The following is a 16441-nucleotide window of genomic DNA, read 5'->3' on the forward strand; positions in this document are numbered from 1 at the left end:
TGGTGCTCTAACCAACTGAGCTACGAACGCAATGTTGTGGTGACAACGGGGACGCATATTAGCGGCAGGGAGGGGATGTGGCAAGAGGTAAACGTCACTTTTCTTGCACATTGCATGCGATTGCGGAACTTTTACTCATTCCGGATATATTTTACTGAACCACAAGGATATTTCTTCGCCAGCGAGCATCACGGCTCTCATTTTTCAGGCAGTCCAAACCTGCGCGGAAGGGTTGCCGATGTGTTAAATTATCGGCCACCAGAAGAGAAGGAGTCATAACGAAGATGAAATCGATTGGTATTTTTTGCGGTTCTTCAGCTGGCGAACATCCGCTGTACCTCGAAACCGCCCGTCTGGTTGGACGTACGCTGGCGCAGCAGGGGTTGGCGCTTGTCTATGGCGGCGGCAAAGTTGGTCTGATGGGGGCGGTCGCCGATGCGGCGCTGGAGGCCGGTGGCGTGGTGATCGGCGTGATGCCGCGCGGCCTGGTGGAGCGGGAAATTGCCCACCGCGGCTTGACGGAGCTGCATGTGGTCGAGGATATGCACGAGCGGAAAACCAAAATGGCGGCGCTGGCGGATGGCTTTATTGCCCTGCCGGGCGGGGCGGGGACGCTCGAGGAGATTTTCGAACAATGGACCTGGGCGCAGCTGGGGATCCATGAGAAACCGTGCGCGTTCCTGAATATTAAGGGTTATTACGATCCGCTTCAGGCGATGGTCGATAACATGGTACAGGAAGGGTTTATGCACCCGCGCTACGCGGAAATGCTGCCGTTCGCTACCTCGGCAGACGAGATTATCGCCGGTTTTCGCGACTATACGCCGCCGGCCCGTAAATGGGTTCAGCAGCCAGCTATTTAAACATCAAGCGCAGGGTAAACAGCGCGCAGACGATGAGCAGTAACAGCAGCAATTCGAAGCGATAGCGTTGCAGCATGATGTCCTCCTGAAAAAAAACCGGCGCTGTTCAGCGCCGGTTTATCACCTTAACGCCCTGACCATTATGCCGCCGGTTTAACCGCCGGTTTAGCTGCGTGGTGTGCCGCTTTATGATGTTTCTTTGCAGCCTGGGCTTTTTGCTCAGCAGCCGGTTTTGCAGCGGCTTTGTGGTGTTTCTTCGCCGCCTGCGCTTTCTGCTCGGCTGCCGGTTTCGCGGCCGCTTTGTGATGTTTCTTATGGTGAACGGTAGTATGGCTGGCTGCTGCACTCGGGGTGGTGCTTGCCGCATCGGCAGCGAAAGCAACTGATGACAGACCCATAGCAGCGGCAACGACCAGAGCTAATACTTTTTTCATTCTGAAATCCTCGACTTGGTTTCTTGAGTAACCCCACTGCGGGGCTGTTGGCAACACTATAAGCGCCTGCCGGGAGGCTATCAGTGAGTCTTTGGTGTCAGGGAGTAACGGAATGTACAACGCGCCGTTATAGCGAAGAACGAAAAAGCCCGCCGGAGCGGCGGGCTTAGACAAGTTAGCGCGCAGCGCGCTGTAAGATGGTGCTGGAAGGCTGGCGCTGCAGAAAACGCATCCGCAGCATCATCATGATGGCGGCGGAGGTCAGACCGATGATAAATCCGCACCAGAAACCGGCAGGTCCCATGCGGGGCACAATCATATCGGTCAGCGCCAGCAGATAGCCGCTCGGCAAACCCAGCACCCAGTACGCGGTAAAGGTAATGAAAAAGATAGACCGCGTATCTTTATAGCCGCGCAGAATGCCGCTGCCGATCACCTGAATAGAGTCGGAGATCTGATAGATAGCTGCCAGCAGCATCAGGTGCGAGGCCAGCGTCACCACTTCGGGATTATCGTTATACAGCAGCGCAATCTGCTTACGCATCAGGACGGTAAAGATAGCGGTAAATACTGCCAGGCAGATCCCCACGCCCACGCCGGTGCGGGCCGAAACCTGGGCATCGATCGTTGAGCCCTGGCCAAGGCGGAAGCCGACGCGAATGGTGACCGCCGCCGCCAGCGACAGCGGCAGAACGAACATCAGCGAGCTGAAATTAAGCGCGATCTGGTGACCAGCGACGTCAATGATCCCGAGCGGGGAGACCAGCAGCGCGACGACGGCAAACAGAGTGACTTCAAAGAACAGCGCCAGAGCAATGGGCAGCCCCAGCTGCACCAGCCGTAACAGGACGGCAAAATCAGGGCCGCTGAAGCGCTCGACGCAGCGGATATCGCGCATCGTACGCGCCCGGCGCACCCACCACAGCATGCTGGCGAACATCACCCAGTAAACGGAGGCCGTCGCCACACCGCAGCCGACGCCGCCCAGCTCGGGCATGCCGAAATGACCATAGATAAAAATATAGTTCACCGGAATGTTGACCAGTAATCCAATAAAGCCCATGACCATCCCGGGCTTGGTTTTTGCCAGCCCTTCACACTGGTTACGGGCGACCTGGAAGAACAGATAGCCCGGCGCGCCCCACAGCAGCGCGCGCAGGTAGCCAACCGCCTTCTCTGCCAACAGCGGATCGATGTTATGCATGGAGCTGATGATGTATCCGGCGTTCCACAGCACGACCATGATCAGCACCGAGACAAAGCCGGCCAGCCAGAAGCCCTGACGCACCTGCGGCGCGATACGCTCCCGCCGCCCGGATCCGTTAAGTTGCGCCACCACCGGGGTCAGCGCCAGCAGAAGGCCGTGGCCGAAGAGGATCGCCGGCAGCCAGATGGAGGTCCCGATGGCCACGGCGGCCATATCCGTGGCGCTGTAGCCACCCGCCATCACGGTATCGACAAAACCCATCGCCGTCTGCGCTACCTGCGCAAGGATGACGGGTATAGCCAGAGCTAATAACTGACGCGCTTCAACGAAATACTTCTGCACGTGAACACCTTCGAATTGTTGTTATTTTGAGACTAAAAAAGCCGCCGTAACTGGCAGCAAGGGGATAAAAATGAGGAATTTCCAGTCTATTGTAGCGAGGATTGGCTATTAAGCCAGTGAAAAAAGAGTCGAGGCACGAAGCGCGCTGGCAACCGCTTTGCCCTCCTGTTATTGTTCCCGATAGCGAAAGCGGTAATGATACCGTCATGATTTTCAACAGGAGCCAAACATGTTTACTGGTATTGTTCAGGGAACCGCGAAAGTGGTCTCCATTGATGATAAACCCAATTTTCGCACTCACGTGGTTGAGTTACCGGCACATATGCTGGAGGGGCTGGAAACCGGCGCCTCGGTAGCCAACAACGGCTGCTGCCTGACGGTGACCGAAATCAACGGCGCGCGCATCAGCTTCGATCTGATGAAAGAGACGCTGCGGATTACCAATCTTGGCGATATTCAGGTCGGCGATGAAGTGAACGTCGAGCGAGCGGCGAAATTTAGTGATGAAATCGGCGGGCATTTAATGTCCGGCCACATTATGACCACCGCGGAAATCGTGAAGATTCTGACTTCCGAAAATAACCGTCAGATCTGGTTTAAAGTGCAGGATCCAACGCTGATGAAATACATCCTCTATAAAGGATTCATCGGTATTGACGGCATTAGTCTGACGGTGGGTGAGGTGACGGCGACCCGTTTCTGCGTGCATCTTATTCCGGAGACGCTGCAGCGGACCACCCTGGGAGCAAAAAAACTGGGCGATCGCGTCAATATTGAGATTGATCCGCAGACCCAGGCGGTTGTCGATACGGTCGAACGCGTGCTGGCCGCGAAAGAGATGGCGGCTAAGGTCAATGAAGCCTGAAATAAAATCCCCCGCCGATAAGCGGGGGAGTGTTATTTAACGGGCGACGCGCAGTCCATGTTCAATACCGCGCGAGAACACCACCTGCCAGAGCTGAATGTCGCGGGCGCGGAAGGCGCCGGCGCAGGCGTTCAGATAATAGGTAAACATGCGTTTGAAACGCTCAGAATAGTTATCGGCAATTTCCGGCCAGCTGGCGAGGAAACGCTCATACCAGGCCATCAGGGTCGTGTCATAATCGGCGCCGAAGTTGTGCCAGTCTTCCATCACAAAGTGCTTCTCGCTGGCTTCGGCAATGTGACGCACGGAAGGCAGGCAGCCGTTCGGGAAGATATATTTATCGATCCACGGGTCAACGTTATGGTCGGTGACCTTGGAACCAATGGTGTGCAGTAAAAAGCGGCCGTTGGGTTTCAAATTACGGTCGGCAACCTCAAAGTAGGTAGCGTAATTTTTCGGCCCCACGTGCTCAAACATGCCAACGGAGACGATGCGGTCAAAGCTGTCGTGCAGATCGCGATAATCCTGGAGACGAATCTCTACATCGAGATCGGCGCAGCGCGCCTGGGCCATTTTTTGTTGCTCGGCGGAGATGGTTACACCCACGACGCTGACCTGATAATTTCGCGCCATATATTCGGCGAGACCGCCCCATCCACAGCCAATATCCAGTACCCGCATGCCTGGCTCCAGCTCCAGTTTGCGGCAGATGAGATCCAGCTTAGCCTGCTGGGCGGCCTCGAGGCTCTGCGCCTCTTTCCAGTAACCGCAGGAATATTGCATATAGGGATCAAGCATCCGGCTGAAGAGATCGTTGCCGAGGTCGTAGTGCTCTTTACCGACAATCCAGGCACGTTTTTTACTTTGTAGATTAAACAGACGAGCGCCTGCGATGCGGAGTGTGTCTTTGAAATGGTGTGGGAGCTGCTTTTCCAACCCGGCGCGTAACACCTTGTGGAAGAATATATCCAGACGCTCGCATTCCCACCAGCCGTCCATATAGCTTTCGCCTAAACCCAGCGAACCTTCCTGCAAAACCCGTTTAAAAAAGAGAGGATTTTTAACCCGCAGGTCGGACGGCGCGGAGCCATTGATTTCAATTCCCGCACGGCCTAATAATTCAGCTGCAATCCGGTACCAGTCATCATTTGGTACACTTACTTCTTCTATACACGATGAACTCATAGCTTCTCCATCACGCCCAAGTGATCAGAACCTTAAAACAGCGTAGACGCTTTTTTGGCTTTGTGAGAAATCTCACGGATAATCCGTGAAGTCGCTATCCGACGTAAACAGAGGAAGGGAGATAACCCTTGCCGAAAGGCCTTCCATGGTGAAACGGAGGCATCCTGCATCCGTTAATCTGTAACTATTTTCTATTTATGTGAACCCGGATCCAGTATAGGACGCTAAGTACTGGCTTTCAATAAAAATTTCTTAGCATGCTAACGACTGGTCCGGGCCCTGGCGACGGGCATTACGCGTGGGAAGAGTGGGGTGTCAGCTCCGGCGTCTGCTGCAGGCGATAGCCTATTCCGGCTAAGCCAATCGAAACCAGCATTACGCTGGTGGTGGTCAGCAGCGGCGTGGCGATCAGCGCGGATACCAGCAGACTGGTCAGGAAGCACAGGCCAAGCTGCAGGGTATTTTGCAGCGCCGCCGCGCGGCCGGTCGCCTGCGGAAAAGGCTTCAGCGCCTGAGCAACCACGATGGGGTAGATCCCGCCGTTGACCACCGCCATCATGCAGAACGGGATCATTAACGCCACCAGCGAGGCATGGGTTTGCAGGCCCACCAGCCAGGTGGCGGCTACGCTGACGGCAAAAATCACCAGCAGCCACGGCAGCATCTGTTGACCGGACCATTTCTGCAGCAGCGCGCGACAGCCATAGCCTCCCACCAGAAAGGCGATGGTCTGCGGAATATAGCTCAGGCCGATAGCGGTTGGGCCATAGCCCATTTCATGCAGGATAAAAGGTGAACCGGTAAGCCAGGCGAAGAAGCTGGCGGAACAGGCGGCGTAGATCAGGACGTTGCCGCTGTATTCCCGGGAGCGCAGCAGCGCGAGAAAGGTGATCTTTTGCTGCGTCACTACTACTGACTTCGCGGCTGCCTTCAGGCGCAGGGCAGGCAGCATCAGCAGCAGAGTGATGGCGAACAGGGTGGCGAAGATGGCTTGCCACTCGAAGTGCACCAGCAGCCAGCTGCCCAGCAGCGGGGCCAGCGCCGGCGACAGTCCTACCAGCGGCATAATGGTGGCGAAGATGCGGTTCGTGCGCTGGGCAGGATAGTAATCGGCGACCATCGCCTGCCAGGTAACGGCCGCGGCACAGACGCCAATCGCCTGCAGAAAGCGCAGCGCCAGCATCAGGGTGGCGTTGTGCACCCACAGCATCCCCAGACAGCCGGCCGCGAAAATCGCCAGGCCGCCCAGCAGCACCGGTTTACGTCCATAGCGGTCCGACAGCGGTCCCCAGAACAGCTGGCCCAGCGCGAAGCCGGCGAGGAACAGGCTCAGGCTGGCGCTAATGGAGGCGGCGGAGGTGTTGAGATCCTGCTGCATGGCGGCAAACGCCGGCAGGTACATATCGGTGGCCAGAAAGCCCAGCACGCTCAGGCCGGCCAGCCAGACTAAAAATCCTTTCCCGGGTTGTGACATAACGTTCTCATAGTTGGTGTACAGGTACGATGCCGCAGAGTGTAGGGAGTGCATTGTGGCTTGTGAAACGCTAATATTTGTCACATGCATTCAAAAATTTTGCAGGCAGAAAATGTGGTCTGAATACTCTCTGGAAGTGGTTGATGCCGTCGCCCGTAACGGCAGCTTCAGCGCGGCCGCGCAGGAGCTTCACCGGGTGCCTTCCGCGGTCAGCTATACCGTGCGTCAGCTCGAAGAGTGGCTCGCCGTTCCCTTATTTGAGCGTCGCCATCGTGATGTGGAGTTGACCCCCGCCGGGGTCTGGTTTTTACAGGAAGGGCGCTCTGTTATCAAAAAAATGCAGATCACCCGCCAGCAGTGTCAGCAAATTGCGAACGGCTGGCGCGGACAGTTGTCGATCGCAGTGGATGATATTGTGAAACCGGCGCGGATGCGTCAGATGATCGTCGACTTCTATCGCCATTTTCCCGACGTCGAACTGATCGTCTTTCAGGAAGTATTCAATGGTGTATGGGATGCGCTGGCCGACGGCCGCGTTGAGCTGGCGATTGGCGCAACGCGATCTATTCCGGTCGGCGGTCGCTATGCGTTCCGCGATATGGGGATGCTGAGCTGGGACTGCGTGGTGGCGAGCGATCATCCGCTGGCAAAGATGGATGGACCCCTGAGCGACGACGTCCTGCGTAACTGGCCGTCGCTGGTGCGGGAGGATACCTCGCGCTCGTTGCCTAAACGGACAACATGGTTGCTGGATAACCAGAAGAGGGTAGTCGTCCCTGACTGGGAATCATCAGCAACCTGTTTGTCGGCAGGACTCTGCGTCGGCATGGTGCCGAGCCATTTCGCCCGTCCATGGATAGATCGCGGCGAGTGGACTGCGCTGGCGCTGGAAAATCCGTTCCCGGATGCCGCCTGCTGCCTGACGTGGCAGCAGAACGATGCCTCACCGGCGCTGAACTGGATGCTTGACTATCTGGGGGACAGCGACACGCTGAATCGGGAGTGGCTGCGGGCGCCGGAGAGATCCGCGCCCGCCAGATGCCTTAACGACGATAATCGACAAACGGGCCATCCGCTACCGAGCGGCGCTCAACCAGACGAGGGTGCACTTCGATAGACTGCGACTCTTCACGCTTGTTGACGATACGATCCAACAGCATGTTAAATGCGGCCTCGCCCAGGGAATCTTTCGGCTGATGAATGGTGGTTAACGCCGGGCTGAAATAGCGGGCGTTGCGCACATTATCATAACCGATCAGCGAAATGTCCTGCGGCACCCGCAGTCCCATTTCATCCGCCGCGCAGATAGCGCCCATCGCCATGATATCGCCGCCGCAGAAGACCGCCGTCGGGCGGTGCTGCTGGTTTAGGATCTGCTGCATTGCGCGGTAGCCGGACTCCGGCTCGAAGTCGCCCTGCACAATCCAGTTTTCCGGCACGCTGATATGCGCCTCTTTCATCGCCTGCATGAAGCCGGCCAGTCGCCCCGCGCCGGTGTTGCGCTCCAGCGGGCCCGGGATCACGCCGATTTCGCGATGGCCGCGTTCAATCAGGTAGCGTCCGGCGATATAGCCGCCCTGGAAGGCGTTATCGATCACCGCATCGGTGAAGTCGGCTTTCGCCTCGCCCCAGTCCATCACCACCATCGGGATATGGCGGTACTCTTCCAGCATGCTCAATACCGAATCCGGATACTCGGAACACATCACCAGCAGACCGTCTACGCGCTTTTGCGCCATCATCGACAGATAGGCGCGCTGTTTTTCCAGATCGTTCCACGCGTTACCGAGGATCAGAGTATAGCCCTTCTGGAAGCAGCTCTTTTCAACGGACTCAATAATTTCAGCGAAATAGGCGGCTTCGCTACTGGTCGCCAGCAGGCCAATCGATTTGGTGTGATTGACTTTCAGGCTGCGCGCCACGGCGCTCGGCGAGTAGTGCAGCTCTTTGATCGCCGCCCATACCGCATTACGCGTCTCTTCGGCAACGAAACGGGTTTTGTTAATTACATGTGACACAGTTGTAGTGGAAACGTTTGCGCGTTTCGCTACATCTTTAATAGTTGCCATTACATCTCACTCCATGCCTTGACCTGATCGCCTGATCATCGATACGTAAACGTTTGCCTACACACACCCTGAATACAATTTTCAACATTGCATCACGTCGGGAAAACGACACAGAACGACAGGAAGGGGTCAATGGCCGATACGCTTTTAAATTAGCGTGGGATTTTGTCCGATCTTGGGGCAAAGTGGAAGAGCAAAAATGTGCATCGCCCTAAATCCCGGAAGATTTTTGCGATTTTTTGTGCAAAAATGAGCAAGCTCACTTTTGGTGTGGGGATAACAAGAGGGAAAAATGATGGATACCAATTTAAAGTTTTCGCTGATCACCACGATTATTGCTCTCGGCGTGATTGTCGCTTTCAGCCTGACCGCCATACTGCACTAATGTTTCGCTGAGGGAGGAGCGCCGCTTCCTCCCCATATCCCGCTATTATTATCAATTCTGCAAAAATCTTTTGTCATTTCGTTCACTTTTGTTTTTTTGTGATTGATGTCATGCTTTTGACTTCTGATGTTACGCCGTCCTCTCTGACGGTCTGATGGAGTCATTGAATGAAAATCAACTTTCCTTTACTTGCGCTGGCGATCGGCGCCTTTGGCATCGGTACCACCGAGTTCTCCCCGATGGGATTGCTGCCGGTGATTGCGAAAGGTGTGGACGTCTCGATACCGGTAGCGGGAATGCTGATCAGTGCGTATGCCATCGGCGTCATGGTCGGCGCACCGCTGATGACGCTGCTGTTGTCGCATCGCGCACGGCGCAATGCGCTGATTTTTCTGATGGGGATCTTCACCGTCGGCAACCTGTTGTCATCCATCGCGCCGGATTACACCACGCTGCTGCTGTCGCGGATTATTACCAGCCTCAACCACGGCGCTTTTTTCGGCCTGGGATCGGTGGTGGCGGCCAGCGTCGTGCCAAAGCATAAGCAGGCCAGCGCGGTAGCCACTATGTTTATGGGCCTGACCATCGCCAACATTGGCGGCGTGCCGGCGGCCACCTGGCTTGGCGAAACCATCGGTTGGCGGATGTCCTTCCTTGCTACTGCGGGATTAGGCCTGCTGGCGATGGTTAGCCTGTGGTTCTCCCTGCCGAAGGGCAGCGCGGGGGAACGTCCTGATGTCAAAAAAGAGCTTTCTGTCCTGCTGCGCCCGCAGGTGCTCTCCGCGTTGCTGACCACCGTGCTGGGCGCCGGGGCGATGTTTACGCTGTATACCTACATTTCGCCAGTGCTCAATACGCTGACCCACGCTTCATCGCTGTTTATAACCGCGATGCTGGTGCTGATTGGCGTCGGTTTTTCGCTAGGCAACTATCTGGGCGGCAAATTTGCTGACCGGTCGGTCTCCGGCACGCTGAAGGGCTTTCTGCTGCTGCTGATGGCGATCATGCTGGCGATCCCGCTGCTGGCGCAATCCCAGGCCGGGGCGGCCATCAGCATGATTGTCTGGGGCGCAGCAACCTTTGCGGTGGTTCCGCCGCTGCAGATGCGGGTTATGCGCGTAGCGCATGAGGCGCCGGGGCTCTCTTCTTCGGTGAATATCGGCGCGTTCAACCTCGGCAACGCGCTGGGCGCCGCCGCCGGTGGGGCGGTGATCTCTGGCGGACTGGGATACGCTTTTGTGCCGGTGATGGGCGCGATCATTGCCGGTCTGGCGCTGCTGCTGGTCTGGTTTAGCGGACGAGCGCAGCCGGAAGAGGCCTTTGCTAGTCAGTCATAAACGGGTGGGAAAGCGCTAAAAAAACCGCAGCCGGGGGGACCCAGCTGCGGTTTGTCGTTTATGCGGCCAGGTTAGCGGCAACAAACTTCCAGTTAACCAGCGCCCAGAAGTGATCCAGATAGCTTGGACGGGCGTTGCGGTAGTCGATGTAGTAAGCGTGTTCCCAGACGTCAACAGTCAGCAGCGGCTTGGCGTCGGTGGTCAGCGGGGTACCGGCGTTGCTGGTGGAGACAATAGCCAGGCTGCCGTCGGCATTTTTGACCAGCCAGGTCCAGCCAGCGCCAAAGTTTTTCGCTGCGGCGTCGGTAAATTTGGCCTTAAACTCAGCGAAGCTGCCGAAGGATTTGGCAATAGCGGCAGCCAGCTCGCCTTCCGGTTCGCCGCCGGCGTTCGGTGCCAGGCAGTTCCAGTAGAAGGTGTGGTTCCAGACCTGCGCCGCGTTATTGAAAACACCGCCTTCAGAGGTGCGGACGATCTCTTCGAGCGATTTCCCTTCGAATGCGGTGCCTTTGATCAGGTTGTTGAGGTTAGTGACATACGCCTGGTGGTGTTTACCGTAGTGATATTCCAGGGTTTCTGCGGAAATGTGCGGCGCCAGGGCGTCTTTTGCATATGGTAATGCAGGTAATTCAAACGACATTGCTACTCTCCTTATAACTTTTTGTTTTATCTCACATTGACAGGATGAGGTTTTCACCTGAATCGTGTTCTGACCGCCCGACGCTGTCGCGTCCCGGGCGTGTTATTGTATTGAGAATGTTAACATTTGCCGCAAGCAGTGAAAAGCCTTACAACGATAAAGGCTATTATCTCCGGTGCATGTGGTGAAGGCTTAACCGTTTTCTGCAGGAGTGGGCAATAAGCCGCCAAAATTGTTGCAACCATGTATAAGGAGATGCCCTCTGCGGATTTGCGAACTCGCATGGCAATTAACTACTCTGCTTCGCCGCTGTCACGCAATGCGCTGAACAAAAAATAAAACTTTAATATCAAACGATTAATAAAAATATGCGCTCAGGCAATCGTCGCTATGCCAATAATTCATTGTCTATTTTTTAATTTGTATGACAAATATAGCCGCCAGCAGTAATTTCCCCAGGATGACGACGATGGCAAAAACAGATGAGGTGGTGAGCGCGAAAATGATCCCGGTGGTGCAGGGGATTGTTGACTGGATCGAAGCACATATTTTCGACACCCTGTCGGTGAGCGCGATTGCGAAAAAGTCCGGCTACTCACACTGGTACTTCCAGCGACAATTCGCCATGGTAACGGGCTGCACGCTGGCGAGCTACGTCAGCCGACGAAAGATGACGATTGCGACAATCTATTTAACGCAGACGCAGGCGTCGATACAGAGTATTTCTCAGTGCCTGGGATACGAGGGACAAGCCGCTTTCTGCCGGACCTTTCACCGTCACTTTGGCATGTCGCCGACCCGCTATCGTCGTGATACGCCGGGCAAAGAGAGCAATCTGCAATATCCCTTGCGGGTGGGGATGGAGATCGAGCAGGAGAGGCGGTCTGCCGCCGCAGCGGCAGACCGGGATCAGCGAATGGTTTTCGGCGTCATGACGCGACGAGCGCCGACATAATGGCGAACCCAGTAATCCTCGCTCAGGGAGGTGATTTGAATATCACGACCTGTGCGCGGCGACTGAATGAATTTTCCGTTGCCGACGTAGACGCCGACATGGTCGGCAGCGCCCCGTCCGCGGGTGCGGAAGAAGACTAAATCGCCGCTCTGCAGTTCATCACGATCCACCGGACGCGCATCGCGCAGGTGGTACATTTCGTTGGCCGTACGCGGGATGTGGATCTTGACCAGGTCCTTATAGGCGTAATAGACCAGCCCGCTGCAGTCAAACCCGGTGCGCGGCGAGGTGCCGCCCCAGCGATAGGGTTTACCCAACTGGCCCATCAGTTTGTTCATCGCGGTACTTTGCGCTTTTTGCACCCGGACCTTGTGGGCGTCGGCGATCGTTAAATTCGCTTCGCTGGCCTCGGGCTTACAGCGTTTTTTATAGCCCTTGCGCACCACGCATTTGCTTTTGACGCTGTTTAGCGCCAGGGTCGGCTCGGCGCTGGCGGCGACCGTTTTCGCGCACTGCTTTTTATAACCTTTACGCAGCACGCATTTTTTCGTCGCGCCGGCGGCCTGACGATGAAGTGCGGTTTGGCTTGCTGCGGTAGTGCGGGTAGGGAGCCGGGTGCGCGAGGACTTTTTACTGGTGGTTTTAGCGGTGGTTTTAGTTTTTTGACTGGTTGCTTTTTTCTTGCGCTCTGAGCCACTTTTCGCGGGCAACGCTTTTGGCGAAGCGGAGGCGTGCGTATGCCCTGATGCCTGAGCCAGTGGCGTGAATGAGATAGACGTGAACAGTAATGCACAGAGCGATATCGCGATTTTGTTTAGCCGCGCCACTGAGCAATCCCCTGATTAATTACAGACATGTACAAATGCCTGACGATGAATGACAAACCGGAATGATTCTAAAGCATAAAAAGCCGGAAAGTTAATATTCTTTTGTATCAAAAATGTCGATTGGTTAACGATTGCAAGAAAACGCGTCAGACATTGACCGCCTCGCACAGAAAATGCGCAATGAGTGCCCGCCTGCGATCGCAAAGTGATATTTTTAAGGCAACTTCGCGCAACAGAAGATAAAATATGAATAGTGAAAAAAATGTTATTATCCGTCCTGCCTACAGGACGCTACAATGACAAGTTACTGCCGTAGAAAGAAGTTTAAGGAAGCACGACAATGAGCTCGACTTTAGAAAAGATCCAACGCCAAATCGCTGAAAACCCGATCCTGTTATACATGAAAGGGTCGCCGAAGCTGCCAAGCTGCGGTTTCTCTGCCCAGGCCGTTCAGGCGCTGTCCGCCTGTGGCGAACGTTTTGCTTACGTTGATATCCTGCAGAACCCGGATATCCGCGCCGAGCTGCCTAAATACGCCAACTGGCCGACTTTCCCGCAGCTTTGGGTAGACGGTGAACTGGTGGGCGGCTGCGATATCGTCATCGAAATGTACCAGCGCGGTGAACTGCAGCAGCTGATCAAAGAGACGGCGGCAAAGTACCATACCGACGAGCCAAAAGCGGAGTAATTCCCGCCATCAGTAAAAAAGCGACTTCCTGGAAGTCGCTTTTTTTATCACTCCGGGGTGGCTACGGGCAGCGGCCAGCCGCCCAGACGCTTCCAGCGGTTCACGATCTCGCAAAACAGCTGCGCCGTCTGCTCGGTATCATACAGGGCGGAGTGAGCCTGCGCGCCGTCGAACGGCATACCCGCGGCAATACAGGCTTTCGACAGCACCGTCTGGCCCAGCGCCAGCCCGCTTAGCGCGGCGGTGTCGAAGGTAACAAACGGATGGAAAGGGTTGCGTTTAAGTCCCGCGCGTTCGGCGGCGGTCATGGTGAAGCTGTGGTCAAAGGTGGCATTGTGCGCCACCATGATTGCCCGGCTGCAGTCGCTCTCTTTCATCCCTTTGCGCACCATTTTGAAGATGGCATGCAGGGCATCGTATTCGCTGACGGCCCCGCGCTGCGGGTCATGCGGGTTAATCCCGTTAAAAGCCAGCGCTTCGGGCTGCAGATTGGCGCCCTCGAAAGGTTCAACATGGAAATGCAGCGTTTCATCGGGCATCAGCCAGCCGTGCTCATCCATCTTCAACGTAATGGCGGCGATCTCCAGCAGGGCGTCGGTTTTGGCGTTAAATCCTGCGGTTTCAACATCGATCACCACCGGATAAAAACCGCGGAAACGGTCGCACAGACCATTCAGTTGAGCGTTCTCGGACATCAGATTCTCTTAGCTGGAAAAAAGTAGCGCGCATTATGGCAAATTTTGCCGCGGCTTGCAGCAGGCAGGGGTGAAAACAACGGGCGCCGTAGCGCCCGGGCGAGACATGGCATTAAATATGCCAGCGTGGGGAAGCGTTAGTTGCCCAGACCTTTGCCGGCATCTTTCTCTTCAATGAGCTCGATTTTGTAACCGTCCGGATCTTCCACGAAGGCGATGACGGTGGTGCCGCCTTTTACCGGCCCGGCTTCACGGGTGACGTTGCCCCCGTTCTGACGGATCCGTTCGCAGGCTTCGGCGGCGTTATCGACGCTCAGCGCGATATGGCCGTAGGCGGTGCCCAGCTCATAGCTGTCCACGCCCCAGTTGTAGGTCAGTTCGATCACCGCGGTTTCGCTCTCTTCGCCGTAGCCGACAAAGGCGAGGGAGTACTTGTACTCCGGGTTTTCGCTGGTGCGCAGCAGCTTCATGCCCAACACGTTGGTATAGAAGTCGATAGAACGTTGCAGGTCGCCAACGCGCAGCATGGTGTGGAGTAAGCGCATAATGTCCCCTATGCAGTTTATTTGATAGATCAGAACGTTGAGTATAGCGGCGATACGTCGCCGCTATCAATGGAGGGATTACAGAGTCGGGTAATCGGTGTAGCCTTCCGCGCCGCCGCCGTAGAAGGATTCCGGGCGTTGCGGGTTAAGCGGCGCTTTTTTCTGCAGGCGAGCCACCAGATCCGGGTTGGCGATGTAATCGCGGCCAAAGGCCACGGCATCAATCAGCCCTTTATTGATAAGATCGTTGGCTTTTTCTACTGTGTAAGCGCCAGCGCCAATGATCACCCCCGGGAAGCGGTCGCGGACTTTCTGACGGAAAGCTTCACTGTAAGGTTTGCCGCCCGCCCAGTCCGGCTCGGACATGTGCAGATAGGCGATACCGCGTTTCGCCAGCTCGCTAATCAGATACAGCGCGTCTTCTTCTTCGTTCGGGCCATTATCCACATTCTGGAAGCTGCCAATCGGCGACACGCGGATGCCAATGCGCTCGGCGCTCCACTCTTGACTCACGGCGTCAACCACTTCCAGCACCAGACGGGCACGGTTCTCCACGCTGCCGCCGTACTGATCGGTACGCTGGTTCGCCGATGGCGAGAGGAACTGGTGCAGCAGATAGCCGTGGGCTGAGTGCAGCTCAACCAGATCGAAGCCGGCGTCACGGGCATTGCCGACCGCCTGACGGAAATCGTTGACGATCCCTGGGATCTCTGCGGTTTCCAGGGCGCGGGGCATTGAGGTGTCGACGCGAATGGCGTGGCCGTTTTGGTCACGCAGTGAGGTACGGGTGCCCGCGCTCAGCGCGGAAGGCGCTACCGGGGCGGCGCCGCCAGGCTGCAGGCTGCTATGGGAAATTCGGCCTGTGTGCCACAGCTGGACGGCGATATGACCATTTTCGGCATGAACGCCGGCGGTGATTTTCTGCCAGGCGGCAATCTGCTCCGGGCTGTGCAGCCCAGGCGCGCCGGCGTATCCTTTGGCCTGCGCGGAGATCTGCGTCGCTTCGGTGATGATCAGCCCGGAACTGGCGCGCTGGCGGTAGTATTCGCCCATCAGCGGAGTAGGGATATCGCCCGGCTCAATGCTGCGCAGACGCGTCAACGGCGCCATAAATACGCGATTAGGGACGGTGACCGCACCGACTTTCAGTGGGCTGAATAATTTTGCTTCCGACATAGTGACTCCTGAGTAGACCGGTCGTCTAGTAACTGATGAAATAAAAACGCCTGTTATACCGCAGGCGCCGCAATAATCTGTTTGGCGTGGGCAAGGGCGCTTTCCAGCGGCGTTGCGCTACGCGTAATTTTGGCCTGCAGGTTGGCCCCGAGCCACAGGGAATACAGCACCTGCGACAGGGTCATGGCCTCGCCGTCAAATGCGAGACTGCCTTCCTGACGTCCTTTCTCCAGCGCGTCGCCCAGCAGGGCGATAATCTGGCTGGCTCCGCGATCCATGGCGGCGCGCATATCTTCCGACAGATCGCAAACCTCCGCGGATAGCTTGACAGTAAGACACCCGCTAATAATCCCCTGCTGGCAGAACTGATTCAGCGTGTGCTGATAGTAGGCCAGCAGGCGATCGCGATAGTTACCGTCGCCATGATCGAAGTGGTCCACCAGGCGCTGCAGATATCCGGTGTAGTGATGTTCAAGCAGCGCGACGCCGAAGGCTTCCTTAGAGCGAAAGTAGTGGTAGAAGGAGCCCTTGGGCACCTCCGCCGTCTTCAGAAGTTCGCTCAAGCCCATTCCGGTAAAACCGCGATGCATGCAAAGCTGCTCGCCGGTGGCCAGGATATGTTCTCGGGTATCGCAATCGCTGTGTCTGTTCATGCTGCACACTGTAGTAGACCGATTGGTCTAATGCAAGCGTCGGCGGAAAAATGTTAGCTGACGCAGCACGTAGTGAACAAAATTTGCGTCGGCGCGGGGAA

19 protein-coding genes and 1 tRNA gene (1 of these 20 only partly in view) are annotated in these 16441 nt (G+C 56.2%); 8 read left to right on the plus strand and 12 right to left on the minus strand.

Annotated features, from left to right (window positions below; translation table 11 throughout):
• A tRNA-OTHER gene (locus KHQ23_RS16995) sits at positions 1-30 on the minus strand; it reaches 74 nt to the left of the window's first position.
• Between KHQ23_RS16995 and KHQ23_RS17000 the strand changes: the two genes are divergently transcribed.
• Both KHQ23_RS17000 and KHQ23_RS17005 read left to right on the plus strand, forming a co-directional pair.
• A partial coding sequence (locus tag KHQ23_RS17000; protein ID WP_211777055.1) for a hypothetical protein occupies positions 1-279 on the plus strand: 279 nt, incomplete at its 5' end. The genes KHQ23_RS16995 and KHQ23_RS17000 overlap by 30 nt on opposite strands.
• A 5-nt stretch (positions 280-284) precedes the next feature.
• Positions 285-863, plus strand: coding sequence for a TIGR00730 family Rossman fold protein (locus KHQ23_RS17005; RefSeq protein ID WP_004200138.1), 579 nt, complete (start codon positions 285-287; stop codon positions 861-863).
• A 140-nt stretch (positions 864-1003) separates the two neighbouring features.
• On the opposite strand, the gene asr is transcribed toward KHQ23_RS17005, so the two are convergent.
• The gene (asr, locus tag KHQ23_RS17010; RefSeq protein ID WP_032420419.1) at positions 1004-1297 is read right to left on the minus strand and encodes an acid resistance repetitive basic protein Asr; all 294 of its coding nucleotides are present in this window, start codon (positions 1295-1297) and stop codon (positions 1004-1006) included.
• A 175-nt stretch (positions 1298-1472) separates the two neighbouring features.
• The gene (gene mdtK / locus KHQ23_RS17015) at positions 1473-2846 is read right to left on the minus strand and encodes an MdtK family multidrug efflux MATE transporter (protein WP_047694742.1); all 1374 of its coding nucleotides are present in this window, start codon (positions 2844-2846) and stop codon (positions 1473-1475) included.
• A gap of 229 nt (positions 2847-3075) precedes the next feature.
• Here mdtK and KHQ23_RS17020 point away from each other — a divergent pair, with 229 nt between their 5' ends.
• Positions 3076-3711 carry a riboflavin synthase gene (locus KHQ23_RS17020; protein ID WP_002907792.1) on the plus strand — a complete coding sequence of 212 codons (636 nt, stop codon included), beginning with the start codon at positions 3076-3078 and terminating at the stop codon, positions 3709-3711.
• Positions 3712-3747: 36 nt separating this feature from the next.
• Here the strand turns inward: KHQ23_RS17020 and cfa are convergent, their stop codons facing one another.
• Entirely contained in the window at positions 3748-4896 is a 1149-nt protein-coding gene (cfa, locus tag KHQ23_RS17025; RefSeq protein WP_002907788.1) for a cyclopropane fatty acyl phospholipid synthase, read from the minus strand.
• Positions 4897-5188: 292 nt separating this feature from the next.
• The gene (gene punC / locus KHQ23_RS17030) at positions 5189-6370 is read right to left on the minus strand and encodes a purine nucleoside transporter PunC (RefSeq protein ID WP_004184277.1); all 1182 of its coding nucleotides are present in this window, start codon (positions 6368-6370) and stop codon (positions 5189-5191) included.
• A gap of 112 nt (positions 6371-6482) precedes the next feature.
• Here punC and punR point away from each other — a divergent pair, with 112 nt between their 5' ends.
• The gene (gene punR / locus KHQ23_RS17035; RefSeq protein ID WP_004184276.1) at positions 6483-7487 is read left to right on the plus strand and encodes a DNA-binding transcriptional activator PunR; all 1005 of its coding nucleotides are present in this window, start codon (positions 6483-6485) and stop codon (positions 7485-7487) included.
• On the opposite strand, the gene purR is transcribed toward punR, so the two are convergent.
• Positions 7414-8439 (minus strand): HTH-type transcriptional repressor PurR, encoded by a 1026-nt coding sequence (gene purR / locus KHQ23_RS17040; RefSeq protein ID WP_002907778.1) that lies wholly within the window; start codon positions 8437-8439, stop codon positions 7414-7416. The two genes, punR and purR, sit on opposite strands and share 74 nt — an antisense overlap.
• A 292-nt stretch (positions 8440-8731) precedes the next feature.
• Between purR and KHQ23_RS17045 the strand changes: the two genes are divergently transcribed.
• Together KHQ23_RS17045 and KHQ23_RS17050 are read left to right on the plus strand one after the other, a co-directional pair.
• Positions 8732-8824 carry a YnhF family membrane protein gene (locus KHQ23_RS17045; RefSeq protein ID WP_002907776.1) on the plus strand — a complete coding sequence of 31 codons (93 nt, stop codon included), beginning with the start codon at positions 8732-8734 and terminating at the stop codon, positions 8822-8824.
• A 167-nt stretch (positions 8825-8991) separates the two neighbouring features.
• Positions 8992-10161: an MFS transporter gene (locus KHQ23_RS17050; protein WP_004212762.1), complete on the plus strand. Its 1170-nt coding sequence runs from the start codon at positions 8992-8994 to the stop codon at positions 10159-10161.
• Between the two features lie 58 nt (positions 10162-10219).
• On the opposite strand, the gene sodB is transcribed toward KHQ23_RS17050, so the two are convergent.
• The gene (gene sodB / locus KHQ23_RS17055; protein ID WP_004202885.1) at positions 10220-10801 is read right to left on the minus strand and encodes a superoxide dismutase [Fe]; all 582 of its coding nucleotides are present in this window, start codon (positions 10799-10801) and stop codon (positions 10220-10222) included.
• 469 nt (positions 10802-11270) lie between these two features.
• Here sodB and KHQ23_RS17060 point away from each other — a divergent pair, with 469 nt between their 5' ends.
• A complete protein-coding gene (locus KHQ23_RS17060) occupies positions 11271-11756 on the plus strand; it encodes an AraC family transcriptional regulator (RefSeq protein WP_004212764.1) in 486 nt (161 codons plus the stop codon).
• Here the strand turns inward: KHQ23_RS17060 and KHQ23_RS17065 are convergent.
• The gene (locus KHQ23_RS17065) at positions 11711-12583 is read right to left on the minus strand and encodes a C40 family peptidase (protein ID WP_004151204.1); all 873 of its coding nucleotides are present in this window, start codon (positions 12581-12583) and stop codon (positions 11711-11713) included. The two genes, KHQ23_RS17060 and KHQ23_RS17065, sit on opposite strands and share 46 nt — an antisense overlap.
• A 340-nt stretch (positions 12584-12923) precedes the next feature.
• Between KHQ23_RS17065 and KHQ23_RS17070 the strand changes: the two genes are divergently transcribed.
• Entirely contained in the window at positions 12924-13271 is a 348-nt protein-coding gene (locus KHQ23_RS17070) for a Grx4 family monothiol glutaredoxin (RefSeq protein WP_002907768.1), read from the plus strand.
• A 47-nt stretch (positions 13272-13318) separates the two neighbouring features.
• On the opposite strand, the gene rnt is transcribed toward KHQ23_RS17070, so the two are convergent.
• The 4 genes from rnt to KHQ23_RS17090 form a co-directional block, all read right to left on the minus strand.
• Positions 13319-13966 carry a ribonuclease T gene (gene rnt, locus KHQ23_RS17075; protein WP_002907766.1) on the minus strand — a complete coding sequence of 216 codons (648 nt, stop codon included), beginning with the start codon at positions 13964-13966 and terminating at the stop codon, positions 13319-13321.
• A gap of 137 nt (positions 13967-14103) precedes the next feature.
• On the minus strand, positions 14104-14511 hold the full coding sequence (gene gloA / locus KHQ23_RS17080) for a lactoylglutathione lyase (RefSeq protein WP_002907764.1): 408 nt from the start codon (positions 14509-14511) through the stop codon (positions 14104-14106).
• Positions 14512-14589: 78 nt separating this feature from the next.
• A complete protein-coding gene (locus KHQ23_RS17085; protein ID WP_032434644.1) occupies positions 14590-15687 on the minus strand; it encodes an alkene reductase in 1098 nt (365 codons plus the stop codon).
• 53 nt (positions 15688-15740) lie between these two features.
• Positions 15741-16340: a TetR/AcrR family transcriptional regulator gene (locus KHQ23_RS17090; RefSeq protein WP_004175857.1), complete on the minus strand. Its 600-nt coding sequence runs from the start codon at positions 16338-16340 to the stop codon at positions 15741-15743.
• Positions 16341-16441: the final 101 nt, after the last annotated feature.

The organism is Klebsiella sp. 64, from assembly GCF_018223915.1.
GTDB lineage: Bacteria > Pseudomonadota > Gammaproteobacteria > Enterobacterales > Enterobacteriaceae > Klebsiella > Klebsiella pneumoniae.